Here is a 17,900-nt window from a genome sequence, read left to right as displayed (position 1 = left end):
CCGCTTCAACGTCTGATACGTCCTGCGAAAGGCCGTCTGACCTGCGACGGAGCGGGTAGGGCGGCCTTTGCGGTCCGCACAGAGTCCGCAGCGTGCTGACTTCGGTCAACGCGCGGGGTGGCGGCTACGTCGCTTCGTCGACCTGTGGCTGGGCATCGGCGGACCGGTCCGCGTACGCCTGGTCGACTGCCGCTCGGGTCCGCTCCTCGGAGGCGAGCCACAGGTGGGTGTCGATGTTCAGCGTCATGGCCGCGTTGGTGTGGCCGAGGCGCTCGGAGACCGTCTTCACGGACTCGCCGTGCTTGATCAGCAGGCTGGCGTAGTGGTACCGGAGGGCGTGGGGTCCGGTGCCCCTCGGTATGCCGGCCTTCGCGCAGGCGGGCCGCCAGGACCCGTCCATGAAGTGCGTGTAGACCACGGGTCCGCCTTGCGGCGCCGTGAAAACCAGGCCCTTGGACCCATCGGCGGGGAAGTCCCGTAGGTGGGCCTTCATCGCAGTCTTCAACACGGTCAACGCCGTCTTCCGGGCGGCCGTCCGTGACCGGACCTCGACGCCTGGACCCGCTACTGCCCCGACCCCGCCCAGCCGGCGGCCCCCGCAGCCGGCGAGACCGTGGTCGCACGTCGAGCCCAGGGCGAGCCCGGGATCGGAAGGAGCGACCTTCTCGCCAGGCCTGCGCTTCTGCATCGCCCGGCGGGCCTGCCGGCCCCAGGCCCGCTCGCTGACACTAGCTCCGTATTAATCCGCCGCATCCGTCCCCGTGTAGGTCAGCGCGGGGACGGAGTTCGGCGCCGACCGGGCGGAACTACGGAGGGCGGCGATGGCGTTCAACCGCGCCCGCCGCTCACCATGTGGGGTGGGTCGGGCTGAACGAGGAGAGTCGCTGTTCCCTCGGCGGTGCGCTCCGCCGCCCAGGCGTGGTCGAGGCCGGTGAAGTCGTCGTCGATCCAGACGGCGGGGGCGTCTGCCAGCCAGGCGTCAACGTGGTCGCGCTTCCACAGGTAGCCGTTGGGATGGCTGGTGGCGATCTGGGGGCGCGGTAGGTCGACGTACGGCAGGGGCGGGAGGCCGAGGAGGGGCCCGATCAGCGTGGTGGCGTCCTGCCGCCAGCTGGTGCACCAGACGGGGGTGACCAGGCCGGTACGGATCACGTCCATGAGCAGGCGGCCGTGGGCGGGGTCGAGCCAGACGGTGACCGGGTTGTCGGCGCTCCGGCCGGTGGGGACGACGTCGTGGCGGGCGTGGGTGGCTGGGGTCGAGCCGTCCGCGTCGGGAAAGGGTATGAGGACGCCGTCGATGTCGAGGAGCAGACAGGGCGAGCGCATCGGTTCCTCCAAGGGAAGCCGGGGCGAATGGCTGGTCAGAGCTTGCGGGCGCGGATCAGCAGGGTGGTGGGCCAGTGGCCCATGCGGGGATCATGGAACTCCTGGGCCGAGGTGAGCCAGAAGCCCGCCTGGCTGAGGTGCTTCTCCCAGCGGTCGGTGGAGAACTCCCAGCGGGCGATGGGGAGCCGGGTGCGGTCGGGGAGCGTGACGTAGTCGCGGCGGGGCCGGTCGTCGCCGGAGGAGCTTCGGCCGCCACGCTGCGGGTGGGGGACGGAGAAGGCGAGCACCCGGCCGGGCGTGAGGCGTTGGGTGATGGCCGGGAGCAGGAGCTCGGGGGCGACGAGGCCGACAGCGCCGAAGACGGAGTAGATGGCGTCGAACTGCTCGTCGGAGGTGTGCAGGTGGTGCAGGGCGTGGCCGGCGACGAAGGCGAGGTTGTTCAGCCGGCCGTAGTGGGAGCGGGCGCGGCGGACCTGGAGGCCGCAGCGTCGGCGTGGGTGCCGAAGCGGGCCAAGGTGAAGCAGTAGGCGCCGCCGGAATAGCAGACCTCGCTGGCCATGAGCAGGTCGCCGATGCGTGCTCGGAACCGTTCGCGGCGGTCGACGCCGATCCGCCAGCTGGCGGTGAGACGCGAGCGCCATTCGTACCCGAGGAGGGCTTCCCGTTCCTCGTCGTTGATCGCGGCAGCGTCAGCGATCAGGTGCCGGGTAAAGCGTGTGGTGAGCCACCACCGGGGCCCAGGAACCGCCCAGTACGAGATAGCGCGGGAGGCCGCCGTACATCCTCGTCACGTAGCTCTCGACCGCGTGGCCGTAGCCGACTTCCTCGGGGTGCTGGGACGGCATCGGTCACCTCTCCGGGTGCAGGTCGGTCCGGTCGATCCAGGTGGGGACGACGAAGATGTTGTCGCCGGCAGGGGCTTCGGAGGCTTCCAGTAGGGACCATGTGCGGGACTCTTCGACCAGGTGCTCCCAGGGCGCGGTCCAGTCGAGTTCCCAGTCCAGGCCGGGGCCGGAGACGCTGTACGTGCGGCCGGCGTCCACCCGCCAGAACTGGGAGTAGAGGATCACCTGGGCATGGTCGGCCAGGTCGTTGATGATCTCGGTGAAATGGGTCGAGGGCCAGCCAGGGACGTCGTCCGCGGTGGCGGCTCGCAGGCATGCGGTGAGCGTTGGGACGACGGGGGTGCGTGCGCCGAGTTCGGTCAGGGCCCAGCGGATGCCGACGGACTCGGTCCAGTCCGGTGGGGTCGCCCGTTCCAAGCAGGCGCGGTAGGCGCGGCGCAAGGGCTCGATGGCACCGTCGATCTCCAGGCTCGCCAGGGCCATGGCCGCCCATTCGCGGACGGTCGGGTTGTCGCTGTCCAGCAGGCCGATGAGAGCAGGGCCGCAACGGGGATCGCTCACCTCCTCGAAGACCTCGATGGCGGTCAGCTGACCGAAGCCGCCGAGGGAAGGCAGGCCGTTGATGACGGCGGGTATGGCGTCGGCGCCGATCCAGATCAGCTCCGCGCGGGCGTCGTAGGACTCGTCGGCCTTGCCGTCGAGTTGCTGGACGAGTGTTTCGATGTGGGAGGTCATGGCGCGGAGCGGTCCCGGCGCCAGAAGGTGGGCAGCCACCAGCAGAGCACCGAGCGGTCCTCGGGCCAGGGGGCGCGGACCGCAGCTTCCCAGTCCTCGAAGGAGTCGCGTGTCAGATCGATGGGGCGCCAGGCGGGGTCGAAGGGCTCGTCCTCAGCCGGCGGGCGGACGTACCGGCGGCCGTGCTCGTCGCAGGCGCCGAAGTCCTGGTAGTTGCGCTGGGCCTCGAGCAGGGAGACCTTGTTGGCCCCGCCGGCCATGGTCGGCCAGCGGAACTGGACCCCGTCGTCCTCCCAGAAGCAGACGGGGCAGATCTCGTACGAGCCGGGCATCGCGCTCAGCACGCGGTGTCCGCAGCACGGGCAGGGGTAGGAGTCGCTCACCTGCGCAGTTTCGTTGCAGGTCCCGCCCGTGTGCCATGGATTTCTCAGCCTCGGGACCCCCGGCCAGTCCGCAGCCAGTCCGCAGGACACCCGTAAACGGCCGTCGGGAACCAACGCATGCCAACGAGGAGTCCCAGGTCAGGGCCCTGCGCGGGGCTCCGCCGCAGGTCAGGATCAGGCCGCAGGCATTCCGCTTCAACCTCTAGCGGGTACTCGGCACCCCTTCGACCGGCCCGCTCTCCAGCGATGTGGCAAACAGTCAGGTCGCGGGTGCGGCGGTCAGCCGCTGCTCGCGCTGGACGGGCCGAAGAACCCGATCTCCGCGAGGGCGGCCTGTTTGCGGGTGGAGGCCGCGTAGGCCGACTCGATGGTGAGGCGGACCTTGGCGGCGTCGCTGACGCGGAAGGAGCGCCGCTGGCCGCCGGCTCCCTGGTCCAAGGTTCCGCCCGAGGTGGGCATGAGAGCCCTGGACGTGTATGACGGAGCTGCTCTTCGCCGGCTCCGTCAAGTGTCTGGAGCAGCCGCCCTTCGACCGGCACGACCTGGCAGCTCTCCACCGGCACCGGTCCGCGACGAGCCCGGAATCCCCCGCTGTCGCGGGCGCCGCGCTGCACCGGGACGGTCCGCCGCTGATGCCGGTCGCGGACCCCCCGATCGGTAGACTCTGGCAGGCCAAGGTCTCCTGTGCTTCGGCTGGGAGGTTCTCTGAGTCCGTGCCGCGTCCGTGGAGGAATGATCTCAGTGTTGACTATGCAGGAAGCCCTACTGGTGCTGAACAAGTACTGGACCGAGCACGGGTGTCTGGTCGTTCAGCCCATGAACACTGAGGTAGGCGCGGGAACGCTCAACCCCGCCACGTTCCTGCGGGTCCAGGGACCGGAGCCGTGGCGTGTCGCCTACGTGGAACCGAGCGTCCGGCCCGATGACTCGCGCTACGGCGAGAACCCCAACCGCCTGCAGACGCACACCCAGTACCAGGTGATCCTGAAGCCGGAGCCCGGAAACGCCCAGGAACTGTTCCTCGGCAGCCTGCGCGCCATCGGCATCGACACGGCGGCACACGACATCCGCTTCGTCGAGGACAACTGGGCCTCTCCCGCGCTCGGGGCCTGGGGGCTCGGCTGGGAGGTGTGGCTCGACGGCCTGGAGATCACCCAGTTCACCTACTTCCAGCAGGCCGGCGGCATCGCCCTGGACCCGGTGTCCGTCGAGATCACCTACGGCATGGAACGGATCCTGATGGCGCTGCAGGGCGTCAACCACTTCAAGGACCTCCAGTACGCGCCCGGTGTCACGTACGGCGAGGCCTTCGGCCAGGCCGAGTACGAGATGAGCCGCTACTACCTCGACGAGGCCGACCTGGAGACCCAGCGGACCCTGTTCGAGGCCTATGCGAGCGAGGCGCGGCGCATGCTCGACGCGAACCTGCCCGTGCCCGCGTACTCGTACGTTCTCAAGTGCTCGCACACCTTCAACGTGCTCGACGCGCGGGGCGCCATCTCCACCACCGAGAGGGCGAGCTCCTTCGCCCGGATGCGTGGGCTGGCCCACGAGGTCGCCGAGCTGTGGGTCGCCCGCCGTGAGGAGCTCGGCTTCCCCCTGGGCACGAGCTCCGGCACCAGCCCCGCCACCTCCGGCGCGCAGGCGGCCGAGACCCGGAGCCACGCCGACGCCGGGGCGTCCACCGAGGCGGAGGCGGGGGCGGCTTCGGAGCCCGTCCTACCGGCCGGGCCGGCGCCGGCCACGCTGGTGCTGGAGATCGGCGTGGAGGAGATGCCGCCGGCCGAGGTCACCCGGACCTCGCAGGCGGTGCAGGCGGCGCTGACGGAGAAGCTGGCCACCACCCGGCTGGGGCACGGTGAGATCAGCGTCTCCGCCAGCCCCCGGCGTGTCGTCGCCGTCGTCTCGGAGGTGCAGCCCCGCGAGGCGGACTACGAGCAGACGGTGCGCGGGCCGCGGGTCTCGGCGGCCTACGACGCGGAGGGAAACCCGACGAAGGCGGCCGTCGGCTTCGCCAGGAGCCAGGGCGCGGACCCGGCGGACCTCGGTCGCGTCACCGTCGGGGCCAACGAGCACGTCGCCCTCACGCGGCAGGTCGTCGGACGTTCGGCCGAAGAGGTCCTGTCGTCCCTCCTCCCCGAGGTCGTGACGGGCCTCCGGGGCGAGAAGAACATGCGGTGGAACGCCCCCCGGCTCTCCTTCACCCGACCGATCCGCTGGATCATGGCCCTGCTGGGAGACCAGGTCATCCCTTTCACGGTGTCCAGCCTGACGTCGGGACGGACGACGCAGGTCCACCGTGACGCGGTGGCTCCCGCGGTGGAGGTGCCGACGGCGGACGCGTACCTCTCCTTTCTGAAGGAGCACGGGATCCTCGCGGACGCCGCGGAGCGCCGGCGGCTGGTCGTCGACGGCGCGACTCGGCTCGCCGCCGAGGTGGGCGGACGTATCGACGTGGACCGGCACGGGGCGCTGATCGACGAGATCACGAACCTGGTCGAGTTCCCGACCCCGATCCTCGGCGGATTCGACGCGAAGTACCTCGGGCTGCCCGCGGACATCCTCGTCACCGTGATGCGAAAGCACCAGCGGTACCTTCCCGTCGTGGACGCGGAAGGCAGGATGCTGCCGTACTTCGTGGCGGTCGCCAACGGACACTGCGACCACGATGTCGTCCGTCGCGGTAACGAGGCCGTCCTGCGCGCCCGCTACGAGGACGCCGCGTTCTTCTGGAAGGCGGATCTCGAAACGCCGCTGACCGAGATGAGGGAGAAGATCCGCCTCCTCACCTTCGAGGAGCGGCTCGGCTCCATGGCGGACCGCGCGGACCGCATCTCGGCCGTGGCCCGCCGGCTCGCGGAGGTCCTCGGCGTCTCGGGTGCGGACCGCGAGGTGCTGGAGCGGGCCGCGCAGCTGACCAAGTTCGACCTCGGCTCCCAGATGGTGACGGAGCTGTCGAGCCTCGCGGGCGTCATGGCACGGGAGTACGCCGCCCGTGCGGGCGAGAGCGAGGCGGTGGCGCAGGCCCTCTTCGAGAACGAACTGCCGCGCTCCGCCGGCGACAACCTGCCCGCCACCCTGCCGGGCGCCCTGCTGGCCCTGGCGGACCGTCTCGACCTGCTGGCCGGTCTCTTCGCGATCGGAGCGGAACCCACGGGCAGCTCCGACCCGTTCGGCCTGCGCCGTTCCGCACTCGGTGTGGTCAACATCCTGCTCCGCAGGAGCGACCTGGCCGGGCTCACGCTCAGCGAGGGACTGGCGATCGCGGCGCAGGAGCAGGCCGTCCCGGTCGAGCCGAAGACCCTGGACGACACGGCGCAGTTCGTACTGCGGCGCTTCGAGCAGCAGCTCATCGAGATGGGGCACTCCACCACCGATGTGCGGGCGGTTCTGGTGCGGGCCGACTCGCCGCTGCTGGCCGCGCGCACGCTGGAGGAACTGGAGAGCCTGCAGGGCGACGAGCGGTTCGCCACGGTTCTGGCGGCGTTCCAGCGTGCGCGGCGCATCGTGCCCGCCGGGGTGGCCGCGGACTACGACCCGGACCGGCTCGCGGAACCGGCCGAACAGGCTCTGCACGCCGCGCTGACCAAGTGCCGGCAGGTTCTCGACGGAGAGACCTCGCTCGTCCGCTTCAGCACGGAGACGGGTGACCTCGTCGACGCGGTGAACACCTTCTTCGACGACGTCCTGGTGATGGCCGAGGAGCCCGGCGTCCGGGCGAACAGGCTGGGCCTGCTCGCCGCCGTGCGCGACCTCGCGGAAGGCATCATCGACTGGGAGGCGCTCGTCTGAGGACGGACGCCCGGTCCCTGAAGAGGGCTCGCCCTTGAGGAGGGGCCGCCCCTGAAGAGGGCAGGAGAGGGGCCTGCAACCGAATCTTCACGCTTTTGCGTGGGAATCGGTTGCAGGCCCTTTTTCATGAGGAATGTGCTGGTCACGACGCCGGTCATCGGCGCACATATTCGAAATATACCGGCCATAGACCGTGATTGTGGCTCGACGTGTGAGGCTGGCCTTCAGTGGTCACAACGTGCACTCAACAACACCGCGCAGCGATCAGAAAACCGCTCCGAGGTAGCACGGACCAAATCCTGCCCTTTCTTAGGAGGCGTTTGGATGCCCAAGCCGCGCGAAAAGAAGGACAACCACCTGCTCTACGCTGATGCAGTCGCATCACGTGGTAAGTCGGGCGTTTGGTTCGGCGAGCGTGAAGACTTCAAGACCAAGCAGACCAGCGTGATGGACGCCGTCAAGGAACGCGTCGAGTGGGTCCCGGTCGAGAACGCCGTCATGGCGATCAGCCTTGACCCGCCCGGCATCGTGCTGATGGCGCCCAACCCGTCGCTGCCCGGCATCATCGTCCTCGCCGACGGTGCCACGTCCGAGAACACCGAGCATCTCAAGAAGCACTACACCGAGATCGTTCAGGACGTCCTGAAGGCCGCGGACATCGCGGAAGAAGAGTAGTTACACCCCTCCTGTTGCGGTGTCCTTGGCAGTTCGCGATGACACCGCAACAGGCTCCTCTGCTATGCGGTTCGTTCTGGCGCATGGCTGGTTCCGCGTGTTTTAGGAGGTCGCCATGAAGAGCGATGCCGATCGACTCTGGAACAAATACCTGCTTCTTGGACAGGGGGCTGAGGGTATCGTTTTCGACCCTGTCTCCCTGGAGAGTGCCAGCCTCACGGCCGATGAAATGAAGCGGCTCAACGGCAACGAGCCCGAGATCCTGGCCGAGATGAAGAAGCTCGGTTTCTCTCCGGATCCCCCCTCGGCACCTCAGCGCGATCGCGTCCTCGACCGGGTCCGCGGACTGGGCATGACGGGTACGCCGGAGCGCATCAGTGGCTACCGCATCGTGGTGACTGATCGCTGCAACATGACCTGCACGTACTGCTTCGTCGACACCAACACGGGTGCCGATGACATCACCATCCCTGACCTGCGCGAAGGGCTTGAGTACCTCTTCGAGCAGAACGCCGGCCAGGACGAAGTCACCATCCAGTGGTTCGGCGGGGAGCCGACCACCCGGTTCGATCTGATGCAGTACGGCGACGAGTACAGCCTCGAACTCGCCGAGAAGCACGGCGTCGGGCGTGTGCAGTTCACCGTGGTCACCAACGGTGTCCTGGTCAAGGACCACATGATCGAGCACTTCAAGAAGTTCAAGTACGGCGTCGGCGTCTCCTTCGACGGCCGGCCGGACGACAACAAGATCGAGCGCTTCCTGCTCTCGGGCAAGCCGGCCGACGAACGGATCCACCGGAACATCCAGCGGCTGCGCGACGCAGGCGTGCACGTGGGCTGCAACCTCACCCCCACGCCCGCCAACGTGAGCGATCTGCCGAACACGGTCGAGTACGTGCTCTCGCTCGGCATCAACTTCATCTACGTGAACACGCCGATACCGATCTCCGGCCGCTGGCATGTCGACGGCGAGGCGCTGTGCCGCGCGGTCTTCCGTTCGCGTCTGCTCGCGCTGTCCCGCGGCGCCATGCTGTTCTCCTCGCTCGACCGCATCTACCAGGCACTGGACACGCGCCTGCCGAAGATGTACGAGCACATCCAGCAGGACGGCGGCCTCAACGCCGCGCTGCTGTCCCGAGGGCGGATCTCGATCCTCGACCTCAACTGGCGTGACGACTCGTTCGTCTTCCCGATCAGCGAACTCCGCGAGAACCCACAGCTGCTGGGGCAGGCGGCCAAGAACCTGCTGCCGGCACAGCAGTGCGGCGACTGCCCCGCCGCCGCCGTCTGCGGTGGCCCCTCCCGCAACGATGTCTCGCTGCGCAACAATCCCGAGCCGGACCCCCAGATGTGTGACTTCTTCCAGGTGGGCCTGGAGCTCGCCCTCACCGACCACACGGGGTTGCAGTGAGCGACGGGCTGGGTGCACTCAGCGGGGTGCTGATCTCGACAGCCGACAACTGCGCGGTGAACTGCCGGTTCTGCTTCCGGGCCGACGTCGGACGCGATGTCCTGAGCCTCGACACCTACTCCCGGGCCCTGTCGCGGCTGCGTGAAATCGGCATCGACGAGCTGTGCCTCTCGGGTGGCGAGCCGACCGACCACCCCGACTTCGGCCGACTCGTCCGCGTGGCGCTGCAGTTCGGCTTCCGCGCATCGGTGGTGACGGCCGCCAGGACCGGGCCGCGGCTCGACGCGCTGGCCGAGGTCGCCGGCATGCTGAGCCATGTCACCGTGTCCGCCGACAGCCAGAAGGCGGAGGAACTGGGCCGTACGGGCCGGACCATCTCCTCGACCCCTCCGGTGTTCGAGGCGTTGGGGCACCACCGGGCCAGCCTGCACGTCACCGCCTACGCCCTGGACGGCGACGACCTCGACGCGATCTCCACCGTGGTCAAGACGGCTGAGGTCCCGGTCGAGGTCAGCCCCCTCCTGCCGTCGCCGACGTTCCGGTTCGAGAACCCGAACCTCGCGCGCGACCTCGACCTGATATCCACGTCGTTCGGCATGTCGGACCAGCTGCGCACGGTGGTGGCTGACTACCACGCATGGCTGCACGGCAGCGTGGTGCGTTCCTGTGAGTCCGAGCGGCTGTATCTGTCCGCCGACGGGTTCCTGCGCCGCTGCCCGTACGACAGTTCCCGGCAGGTGTCGGTCTTCGCGGGGCGGCAGGAGATCCGTGACGCGCTTGAGCAATCGTTCTGTGAACCGCCGACCACGGGTCTCGCCTGCATGGCGATCTGCCGTTCGGACACGCACGAGGGGTGAGGCACACATGGGCATGACGGAGGAACAGCCGGCGGTCGTGGTGGGCACGATGCGGTGCTCCGGATCGTTCAACGGCCTGATGGTTCTGGGCCGCGACCCGGAGGACGCACGGGCGTTCATCGAGCGGGCGCTCGCGCAGGGTTTCGCCACCTTCGACACGTCTCCCATCTATGCGCGCGGCGGGGCGGAGGAGGACCTCGGCACCCACCTCCCCCGCGAGGCCGCCGTGTGGACCAAGGTCGGTGTCGACATCACCACTCCGCTCCCCACGCTCGACTACAGCCTGGACGGGCTGGCCAAGTCCTTGCAGGGCAGCCTCGGACGGTTGAGGCGCGATCGTGTCGATGTCGCCTTCGTGCACAATCCGGAGCCGACGAGAGTCTCGGACATCGACTTCGCCGGGTTCGCCAGGCACTGTGCGCGAACGGGCCAGGCGGATGTCATCGGCGTGAGTGTGCTGCTGCCGGAGGTGAGTCTGCCTCAGATCGTCGGCAAGCTGCCGGCCGGCAGTCTGGTCATGTGCGAGGCGGACCAGCTGGATCCCGAGGACACGCGCACGCTCAAGCTGCTCGCGGACTACCGCCTCGTCGTGCGCAGCCTCTTCTCGGGCGGCTCCCGGCTGCACGACGTGTCGCCGGACGCGCGAGAAGAGTCCATCGCCGTCAGGATCGCCGAGATACGCGAGACGTACGCCCCCGAGGCCGTCGTCATCGGGCCCCGGACCGGTGAGCAGCTGGACGACTACCGGGCAGGGCCCGCCTGGACGGCGGTCGCCGGGAAGCAGCCTTCGGCCGAGGAGACCCATGTCGGCGCTTGAGGACGAGGTGGCCCAGCAGCTCAGGGTGTTCGGCTTCGCCCGTGTCCCGCAGGCGGCCGCCGCCGTGATCGACGACCTGGGGCGCGCGTTCGACCGGGTGATGGACCTGCCGGCCGGGGACGCCCCGGCCGAGCGGGTGACCAAGTTCGACGCTCTCACCGAGATGCCCGAACTGGGGCTCATCGCCGAATCGGAGTGGGTACGCGCCGTCTGCGGGGCCCTCTTCGAGCGCAAGTTCCAGGTGATAGCCAGCGATGCCAATCTGCTGGTCGGCGATTCGTACTGGCACTCCGACGGGTTCTACGACACGCCGTTCCTGCGCTTCGTCCTGTACCTCGAAGCCACCACGCACGACACGGGAGCACTGCGCTTCCTACCGGGATCGCACCGCGCCGACAACGGCTGGCTGGGGGATCCGACCCGGCACGTCATCAGGCACCGGGAGGACCTCGGCCTGGAGGGCGGTGGCGTGCCGGGCGTGGTGGTCGAATCCCAGCCCGGTGACGTCATCGTCTTCGACACGAACGTCCTGCACTCGGCATGGCACGGAAGCATGCGACGGCAGTTGGCGTTCAACTGCGTCGGTGAACCGGTGACCGAGACCGAGCAACGCGACACGCGTCGCTATTTCCTCAACCGCTACGTCTCCGGGTCGGTGCCAATCGGATGAAACTTGCTCCCCTGTCGGTGACCGAAGCCGATGTCACCCACTTCAGGACGTTCGGGTTCCTGCATCTGCGTGGGGTACAGAAGGATGTGGCGCCGCAGATCGCCGATGCCTTCGAAGGCGTCTTCGAGAGATTTCCCTTGGTCGGCCGGCAGGGGCGCGCAGGGGTGGCCCGTATCGCCGAGCGCCACGAAGTGCTGCAGGAGGCACTGCTGGCCGACGGCCGATGCCCGCAGGTCGCCCGTCAGCTGCTGGGTACGAACGTGGCCTACGTCGGCGGTGACGGGGTGCGCTACGACGGCGCCACCTACTGGCACCGCGACGGCAACCACCGCAATCTCCGGCTGCTGAAGATCGTGCAGTACCTGGAACCGCTCGGTCCCGACAGCGGGGCCCTCCGGATCATCCCGGGCACGCACCGTCGTGGCGGGAGCTGGGACACCTTCGCCGCGGAGATGGCGAACCCGGACCAGCACTTCGGGATGAAGCCGACCGAGGTGCCGGCCTTCGTCATCGAATCCTCGCCAGGCGACCTCATCGCCTTCGATCCGCATTCCTATCACGCGTCGTTCGGGGGTGCCGACAACCGGCGGCAGATCACCACCACATACACCGCTGTCCCGGAGTCGATGGCAGCCCGGCAGGAACTGAGTGACTACCTCCTTGCCGACCGGTCCGTGCTGTAGCAGACCGACGCCTGGGCCACCGCTTTCTCGAACGAATGGATGGAAAGGGACGGTTTGTGACAAAGGACGTACCGGCGGAGACCGGAATACTGGCGCCCCACCGGCAGCTGATCAGCGAGTTGCGGTGGGAGGCGCACAAGTGGCTGCACGAGCAGGACTTCGCGGAGATCGTGCTGCCGTCGGTCTGGACCCGGTCCGAAGAGTACGGGGTCGAAGAGTTCACCCTCGCCCACAGCAGGAAAGGCCCTGAGCTCGACCTCAGGCTCCTCCAGTCCCCTGAGTTCCCGTTGTTCAACGCGATGGCCAAGGGGCTCGGGCCGAGCTACACGTTCGGCCGCTGTTACCGCTACGAACAGGATGCTTCGTTCTCCGACGGCAACTACCTGATGGAGTTCGAGCAGCTGGTCTTCGCACAGAGCGGCACGACGGTCGAAGAGATGGCGGCTCTGACGGACCAGTTGGTGATCCGCCTGGCGAAGGTCGCCGGAATCGAGGTCGACCCACGGGAGTTCTTCCACCTCGGCCCCAGCGGTCTGGTGCCCGAGCACAGCACCAACGGTCTGGCCGTCGAGTCCCTCGTGTTCCTCACCTTCTCCGAGGAGAGCACCCCCTCGGGCCGCGAGCAGCTGCTCAAGAGGCTCGGCGAGGCCGGCGCCCGTGTCTACGCGCTGGACGGATCCGCGGACATGTCCAGCACCGGCTCACCCTCGGCCCGGGAACGGTTCCTGATCGAAACGGACGCCGACCACCGTGCCGCGATCGAGGAGATCGCAGGGGAAGCCGCTGGTCCGGGCCTCAACGCGACGTGGAACATCTATCCGCCGTTCCGCTGGCGGCCCGGCGAGGTCACCGATTCGACCTACGACGTGCGGTCCATCACCTCACGCCGGGAGAAGGCCGCCGACGGCGGCGAGTGCATCGCGGACGCGGAGCTGTACCTGGGCGGCCTGGAGGTCATCCACATCCGCGGGTACGCGGACCACGCCCAGTTCCTGGAGAACCTCCAGCACGCGGGCCTGCCGAACCTGCGCGAGCGCTACGAGTACCTCCTGCCCGCGCTGGAGGCGGCGCCGTCGGGGATGGTGGCCAGCTTCCTCGGATGGGAGCGGCTCGTCGCCGTGCTCCTCGGCCTTCCGTCCGCGTCCGGTGTGCCGTACTTCCCGCGCGCGGGGAACGGAGCTCCGCGCTGGTGACACAGGTTCAACCGTCCCGGGAGACCGCGCCGCTGGAGTGGTTCGACGAACTGCGGGAGTCCCGTGGCGTGGTCTGGGACGCGAGCACGAGCACGTGGTACGTGACGCGCTATGACGACGTGTACGAGCTGCTCCGGGACCCACGGCTCGGGGCGCAGGTCGAGACCTACTGCCCGCCCGGTCTGACGGAAGCGCAGCGGAGGACGTACTGGCGGGTGACGGAGTTCGTGGACCTCTGGCCGGTGTTCTCCGACCCACCACGGCACACCGGTATGCGGCGTCTGCTCCTGCCGCTGTTCACCCCCGCCGTCGTACAACAGGTGGTCACCGCGATGGCCGAGTCGATCGCGGTGACGAGCCCCGGGGTGCCGGCCGGCCGCCTGTTCGGCGCGGTGGTCAGGCCGGCTCTGGCCGCCGGTCTGTGCCGCCTGCTCGACGAGCCCGCCGACGCGCTGGCGGAGCTCGCCGACTGCGCCACCCGGATCCTCGCCCTCGGACCGATCGAGACGTACGACCCTCAGGCCGGGCTCCGTGCGGAGCAGGCCCTGGACGAGCTGACCGCACTTGTCGCGCGACGCTGTGAGGCGCCGCGGGGGACGCTCGCCACGGCGTTGAGCCGCGCGCTGTCCGAGGGGACCTTGAACCTCCTGGACGCCACCGCGGTGTACGCGCAGCTCGTGAGCGGGGCACTGGAGCCGGCCGCCGCGGCCGTCGCGCGCCTGCTGGAGGCGGTGACGGGTTCGGAGTGGGCCACGGCCGACCTCAAGGCAGAGGTCGACGAAGCAGCCGACGAGGCGCTGAGACTGGCCACCCCCTTCCATCTGGCCACGCGGCGTGCCCTGACCGATGTGCCCCTCCACGGGCACACCGTGGGGGCAGGATCGCGGGTCGTCCTCGTCCTGGCGGCCGCCAACCGCGACCCGCGAAGGTTCGCGGACCCGCTCACGTTCCGCACCGACAGGATGGGTGCCCGGCACGTCGCGTTCGGCCGCGGCCGGCATGCCTGTCTGGGGGCCGCGCTGACGCGGAACGTCATGCGGGAGATGGCTCTCGAACTCGCCGCGAGAGGAGTGCTGGAGGACCTGCCGCCTCTCAGCGCGGTGTGGAACGTGGACTTCGGCGGGCGCTTCGTCCACGACATGGTGGTCGAGCGGAGTGCGTGAAGCCGCGGAGAAGGCACAGGAGTCCGGGATGCAGGTGCGGGAAGCGACGTACGGGACATGGTCTTCGCCGGTCTCCGAAGAGCATGCGGCGCACAGCGTCTTCCGGCTGGGCGACATCCAGGTCGACGGGGAAGACGTCTGGTGGACGGAGGCCCGGCCGGAGGAAGGCGGACGGACCGCCCTGGTACGACGCCGTGCGGACGGCACCGTCGGCGACGTCGGCCCCGCGACACTGAGCGTGCGCAGCAGCGTGTACGAGTACGGTGGCGGCAGCTTCCTCGTGGAGGACGGCACCGCCTATGTCGTCAGCGCCGGCGACCAGCGGTTGTGGCGCCTCGGACGGGACGGCGGGGAGACTCCGCTCACGCCCGGGGACCCCCGGGTGCGGTACGCCGACTTCTCTCTCGACCGCGCGCGCGATCGCCTGGTGTGTCTGGCCGAGGTGCACGGTGACGACGGTGGACATCCCGACCACCGCCTGGTGGCCGTGCCCCTGGGCGAGGCGGCGGACCCGGAAGTCCTGGTCGGCGACCGGGAGTTCCTCTGCTCCGCGCGGGTCAGCCCGGACGGGGGACAACTCTGCTGGATCCAGTGGTCGGCGCCGAGGATGCCGTGGGACGGCACGGAACTGTGGCTCGCCGAGCTGGACGAGGGCGGACGGCCCGTGGGCGCGCGGATGGTGGCCGGCGGTCCGGCCGAGTCGGTGATCCAGCCGCAATGGGGGCCGGACGGGCTGCTGTACTTCGTCTCCGACCGGTCCGGTTTCTGGAACATCCATCGGCTTCGTTCCGGATCGGCCGAGCCCGTCACCTCGCTGCAGGTGGACTTCGGCCGGCCGCAGTGGGTCCTCCATCTGGTCAACTACGCGTTCCTGGACGCGACCACCATCGCCGCGGCCGGGTCCGACCGAGGGCGTTGGCGTGTCTACGTGGTGGACACACCGACGGCGACGGCACGGGAACTGCCTCTCCCCTACACCGAGGCGGGCTTTGTGGTGCGGTCTCGGCGTGGCCGGATCGTGCTCGACGCCGCCTCGCCGTTCGCGTCACGGTCCGTGGTGGAGGTCGACCCGGCGACCGGTGCGTCCCAGGTGCTCGGCCGGGCGCAGGCGGCGGCGTCCGTCCCGCGGGAGTTTCTCTCGGAGCCCGAGCAGGTCGCCTTCGAGGGCAGTGAGGGCAGGACCACGTTCGGCTTCTTCTACCGGCCGCGAAACCCCGGGTTCCACGCGCCCGACGGAACGCTGCCCCCGTTGCTGGTCCGCGTGCACGGGGGCCCCACGGCGGCGTCGAGCCCCATGCTCGACTATGCCGTCCAGTACTGGACGACGCGGGGCATAGCCGTCCTCGACGTCAACTACGGGGGCAGCTCCGGGTACGGCCGCGCGTACCGCGAGCGGCTGGCCGGGCGGTGGGGTGAGACGGACGCGCTGGACTGCATCGCGGGTGCCGAGCACCTGGTGGCGCGCGGCGAGGTGGATGCGAACAGCCTGATCATCCAGGGCGAGAGCGCCGGCGGCTTCACCGTGCTCAACGCCCTGGCCTTCCACGACACGTTCCACGTCGGTATCTGCCACTACGGCATTGCCGACCTCGTCGCTTTCGACCAGGGGACGCACAAGTTCGAGTCGCACTACTGTGAGCACCTCGTGGGGCCCTATCCGCAGGCCAAGGAGGTCTACCGAGAGCGATCGCCGCTGTACTCGGCGAACCTGCTCAGGAGCCCCCTGATCATGTTCCAGGGGCTGAACGACCCCGTGGTGCCCGCGGGCCAGTCCCGTGCCATGTACGAGGCGGTGCGTGAGAACGGTGTGCCGTGCGCCTTCCTCGCCTTCGAGGGAGAGGAGCACGGATTCCGGGTGGCCGAGAACATCCATCGGTGCATACGTGCCGAGCTGTATTTCGTGGGCCGTGTTCTCGGGTTCACCGGTGCCGTACCGGACGCCGCGGTCGAGATCGAGAACATGGCCTAGGCGGGCCGGAACGGTACCCGGTTCCCTCAACCGTGGAGTACGCGGGCCCTTTCCGGGGAGGAGAGCCGCCACACGCTGTGCTCCACCGAGACCTCTCTGGCCTCGTCGGCCAGAATCGCCTGGTAGAGCAGTTGCAGGTGCCGGCCGGGCTGGATACCGAGATCCTCGACCATCAGGTGGTAGGCGTTGAGATAGGTGGCCAGGGCCTCGTCCCGCTGACCAGAGCGCCACAGCGCCGTCATGAGGTACCCGCGGAGTCTCTCCTGATGGGGATACAAGGCCACCAGGCGGACCAGATCAGGGATCACCTCGGCGTTGCGGCCGAGGTGCAGCTGCGACGCGAAGAGGTCCGACAGCAGGGAGATCCTCAGATGTTCCAGTCGCGCCGTCTCGGCCTGCATCGCCACGGTCGTGGCCAGGCCGCTCAACGCCTCTCCGCGCCACAGCTGCCCGGCCTCGTGGAACAGCGCACTGGCCTGCTGGACGGCGCCTGTCCTCAGGTACTCCTGACCGCGGTCCCACAGACGCCTGCAGCAGTCCAGATCCAGCTGACCGGGGGTGACGGACAGGACGTAGCCGTCACCCACGGTCATCAGGGTGATGCCGTCACCCCCCTCCACCAGCTTGCGGATGCGGCTGACGTAGAGCTGCACGTTCTTTCGCGCGCTCGCCGGAGGTGCGTCGCCCCACATGGCGTCGATCAGCCGGCGCACCGGCACATGCCGGTTCGCATGGAGGCAGAGGTAGGCGAGAAGGGCCTGCTGCTTGGTTCCGCCCAGCGGCACGCTCACGCCACGCCTTACGATTTCGAAAGGTCCGAGAATTCGCAATTCCGTGCCTGCTGACATACTTCAGCGCTCCTTCCTGGCCCCGCATATGAGATGCGGAAACACAGTGGCGAAGTCATCAGATGGAAAGCGTCGGCCAGTCATGGTGGCCTCGCCGGACCGAAGTCAGGGACCCCAGGTCACATCGCCCGGAAGCGCAGCGGCGGAAAAGCCTTTAGCGGAATCGATGTGGTGCTCGTCCGTCTGCCCCGGCCCGACGATGAACAGGCCGCTGAGTATGAGGGCGGGAAGAAAGAGATGGGTAAAGCGAGTCAATGCATCCCCCTGTGCTTGAGCAGAGGCCGGGTCGACCGTCGAGTCTCCTGGTCAACCGTCCGCCGTTACTGATCATGGCTACTATGTCCTCACTGACCTCCACGGGGAAAGGTCGACGCGGTGGACGTTTTCGCTCCTGGCCTGATCCGTCCAGGGCGGCGGGCCGGCATCGCCGGGGCATCTCCACATGCTGCTGACATCGATCGAGCACGTCAAAGTACCATTCCGGCCATATGCCACTGGCCTTGACCGGACGGCGGTCCGGTGTGCGGTGACCG

The 17,900-nt window shown here is 68.8% G+C and carries 18 protein-coding genes and 1 pseudogene; 10 read left to right on the top strand and 9 right to left on the bottom strand.

The window, feature by feature from the left end; translation table 11 throughout:
• Nucleotides 1–124: 124 nt before the first annotated feature.
• The 8 genes and pseudogenes from IE244_RS06465 to IE244_RS06435 all read right to left on the bottom strand — a co-directional run bounded on the left by IE244_RS06465 (nucleotide 125) and on the right by IE244_RS06435 (nucleotide 3,727).
• Complete coding sequence (locus IE244_RS06465; RefSeq protein ID WP_268252866.1) at nucleotides 125–688, bottom strand: tyrosine-type recombinase/integrase; 564 nt, start codon at nucleotides 686–688, stop codon at nucleotides 125–127.
• A gap of 140 nt (nucleotides 689–828) precedes the next feature.
• Nucleotides 829–1,326: an HAD domain-containing protein gene (locus tag IE244_RS06460; protein ID WP_191871659.1), complete on the bottom strand. Its 498-nt coding sequence runs from the start codon at nucleotides 1,324–1,326 to the stop codon at nucleotides 829–831.
• Between the two features lie 35 nt (nucleotides 1,327–1,361).
• Nucleotides 1,362–1,967 (bottom strand): class I SAM-dependent methyltransferase, encoded by a 606-nt coding sequence (locus IE244_RS06455; RefSeq protein ID WP_308436255.1) that lies wholly within the window; start codon nucleotides 1,965–1,967, stop codon nucleotides 1,362–1,364.
• Nucleotides 1,868–2,086 (bottom strand): annotated as a pseudogene (locus tag IE244_RS42960) (DUF6000 family protein); the annotation flags it as partial. The pseudogene IE244_RS42960 and the gene IE244_RS06455, both read right to left, overlap by 100 nt.
• A complete protein-coding gene (locus IE244_RS41780) occupies nucleotides 2,016–2,171 on the bottom strand; it encodes a hypothetical protein (RefSeq protein WP_229853980.1) in 156 nt (51 codons plus the stop codon). The gene IE244_RS41780 and the pseudogene IE244_RS42960, both read right to left, overlap by 71 nt.
• A 3-nt stretch (nucleotides 2,172–2,174) precedes the next feature.
• The gene (locus tag IE244_RS06445; protein WP_191871658.1) at nucleotides 2,175–2,906 is read right to left on the bottom strand and encodes a HEAT repeat domain-containing protein; all 732 of its coding nucleotides are present in this window, start codon (nucleotides 2,904–2,906) and stop codon (nucleotides 2,175–2,177) included.
• Nucleotides 2,903–3,289: a CPCC family cysteine-rich protein gene (locus IE244_RS06440; RefSeq protein WP_191871657.1), complete on the bottom strand. Its 387-nt coding sequence runs from the start codon at nucleotides 3,287–3,289 to the stop codon at nucleotides 2,903–2,905. Before IE244_RS06440 ends, IE244_RS06445 begins: the two co-directional genes overlap by 4 nt.
• 279 nt (nucleotides 3,290–3,568) lie before the next feature.
• A complete protein-coding gene (locus IE244_RS06435; protein ID WP_229853979.1) occupies nucleotides 3,569–3,727 on the bottom strand; it encodes a hypothetical protein in 159 nt (52 codons plus the stop codon).
• Between the two features lie 294 nt (nucleotides 3,728–4,021).
• On the opposite strand from IE244_RS06435, the gene IE244_RS06430 reads away from it, so the two are divergent.
• From IE244_RS06430 to IE244_RS06385, 10 genes are all read left to right on the top strand, one after another.
• Complete coding sequence (locus IE244_RS06430) at nucleotides 4,022–7,081, top strand: glycine--tRNA ligase (RefSeq protein WP_229853978.1); 3,060 nt, start codon at nucleotides 4,022–4,024, stop codon at nucleotides 7,079–7,081.
• A 324-nt stretch (nucleotides 7,082–7,405) separates the two neighbouring features.
• Complete coding sequence (locus tag IE244_RS06425) at nucleotides 7,406–7,756, top strand: hypothetical protein (RefSeq protein ID WP_031163730.1); 351 nt, start codon at nucleotides 7,406–7,408, stop codon at nucleotides 7,754–7,756.
• Between the two features lie 229 nt (nucleotides 7,757–7,985).
• Nucleotides 7,986–9,167 (top strand): radical SAM protein, encoded by a 1,182-nt coding sequence (locus tag IE244_RS06420; protein ID WP_229853977.1) that lies wholly within the window; start codon nucleotides 7,986–7,988, stop codon nucleotides 9,165–9,167.
• Entirely contained in the window at nucleotides 9,164–10,024 is an 861-nt protein-coding gene (locus IE244_RS06415) for a radical SAM protein (RefSeq protein ID WP_191871655.1), read from the top strand. The genes IE244_RS06420 and IE244_RS06415 overlap by 4 nt, the downstream gene beginning before the upstream one ends.
• A 7-nt stretch (nucleotides 10,025–10,031) precedes the next feature.
• A complete protein-coding gene (locus IE244_RS06410) occupies nucleotides 10,032–10,841 on the top strand; it encodes an aldo/keto reductase (RefSeq protein WP_191871654.1) in 810 nt (269 codons plus the stop codon).
• Nucleotides 10,828–11,511: a phytanoyl-CoA dioxygenase family protein gene (locus IE244_RS06405; protein WP_191871653.1), complete on the top strand. Its 684-nt coding sequence runs from the start codon at nucleotides 10,828–10,830 to the stop codon at nucleotides 11,509–11,511. Before IE244_RS06410 ends, IE244_RS06405 begins: the two co-directional genes overlap by 14 nt.
• Nucleotides 11,508–12,194 carry a phytanoyl-CoA dioxygenase family protein gene (locus tag IE244_RS06400; RefSeq protein WP_191871652.1) on the top strand — a complete coding sequence of 229 codons (687 nt, stop codon included), beginning with the start codon at nucleotides 11,508–11,510 and terminating at the stop codon, nucleotides 12,192–12,194. Before IE244_RS06405 ends, IE244_RS06400 begins: the two co-directional genes overlap by 4 nt.
• A 56-nt stretch (nucleotides 12,195–12,250) precedes the next feature.
• The gene (locus IE244_RS06395) at nucleotides 12,251–13,387 is read left to right on the top strand and encodes an amino acid--tRNA ligase-related protein (protein ID WP_191871651.1); all 1,137 of its coding nucleotides are present in this window, start codon (nucleotides 12,251–12,253) and stop codon (nucleotides 13,385–13,387) included.
• A complete protein-coding gene (locus tag IE244_RS06390; protein WP_191871650.1) occupies nucleotides 13,384–14,550 on the top strand; it encodes a cytochrome P450 in 1,167 nt (388 codons plus the stop codon). Before IE244_RS06395 ends, IE244_RS06390 begins: the two co-directional genes overlap by 4 nt.
• Complete coding sequence (locus IE244_RS06385) at nucleotides 14,543–16,519, top strand: S9 family peptidase (protein WP_191871649.1); 1,977 nt, start codon at nucleotides 14,543–14,545, stop codon at nucleotides 16,517–16,519. The genes IE244_RS06390 and IE244_RS06385 overlap by 8 nt, the downstream gene beginning before the upstream one ends.
• A 26-nt stretch (nucleotides 16,520–16,545) precedes the next feature.
• On the opposite strand, the gene IE244_RS06380 is transcribed toward IE244_RS06385, so the two are convergent.
• Complete coding sequence (locus IE244_RS06380) at nucleotides 16,546–17,310, bottom strand: AfsR/SARP family transcriptional regulator (protein WP_191871648.1); 765 nt, start codon at nucleotides 17,308–17,310, stop codon at nucleotides 16,546–16,548.
• Between the last annotated feature and the right edge of the window lie 590 nt (nucleotides 17,311–17,900).

It is taken from the genome of Streptomyces filipinensis (assembly GCF_014649495.1).
Taxonomy (GTDB): Bacteria; Actinomycetota; Actinomycetes; order Streptomycetales; family Streptomycetaceae; genus Streptomyces; species Streptomyces filipinensis.
The sequence above is the reverse complement of the archived record's forward strand: the minus strand, read 5'-3'. Positions and strand labels throughout refer to the sequence as shown.

Excerpts from the sequence above, each read along its gene's own strand:
- IE244_RS06445 (WP_191871658.1), bottom strand. The coding sequence starts at position 2,906 with ATGACCTCCCACATCGAAACACTCGTCCAGCAACTCGACGGCAAGGCC.
- IE244_RS06430 (WP_229853978.1), top strand. The coding sequence starts at position 4,022 with ATGATCTCAGTGTTGACTATGCAGGAAGCCCTACTGGTGCTGAACAAG.
- IE244_RS06455 (WP_308436255.1), bottom strand. The coding sequence starts at position 1,967 with ATGGCGCTCGCGTCTCACCGCCAGCTGGCGGATCGGCGTCGACCGCCG.
- IE244_RS06465 (WP_268252866.1), bottom strand. The coding sequence starts at position 688 with ATGCAGAAGCGCAGGCCTGGCGAGAAGGTCGCTCCTTCCGATCCCGGG.
- IE244_RS41780 (WP_229853980.1), bottom strand. The coding sequence starts at position 2,171 with ATGCCGTCCCAGCACCCCGAGGAAGTCGGCTACGGCCACGCGGTCGAG.
- IE244_RS06460 (WP_191871659.1), bottom strand. The coding sequence starts at position 1,326 with ATGCGCTCGCCCTGTCTGCTCCTCGACATCGACGGCGTCCTCATACCC.
- IE244_RS06400 (WP_191871652.1), top strand. The coding sequence starts at position 11,508 with ATGAAACTTGCTCCCCTGTCGGTGACCGAAGCCGATGTCACCCACTTC.
- IE244_RS06420 (WP_229853977.1), top strand. The coding sequence starts at position 7,986 with ATGAAGCGGCTCAACGGCAACGAGCCCGAGATCCTGGCCGAGATGAAG.
- IE244_RS06410 (WP_191871654.1), top strand. The coding sequence starts at position 10,032 with ATGGGCATGACGGAGGAACAGCCGGCGGTCGTGGTGGGCACGATGCGG.
- IE244_RS06405 (WP_191871653.1), top strand. The coding sequence starts at position 10,828 with ATGTCGGCGCTTGAGGACGAGGTGGCCCAGCAGCTCAGGGTGTTCGGC.
- IE244_RS06425 (WP_031163730.1), top strand. The coding sequence starts at position 7,406 with ATGCCCAAGCCGCGCGAAAAGAAGGACAACCACCTGCTCTACGCTGAT.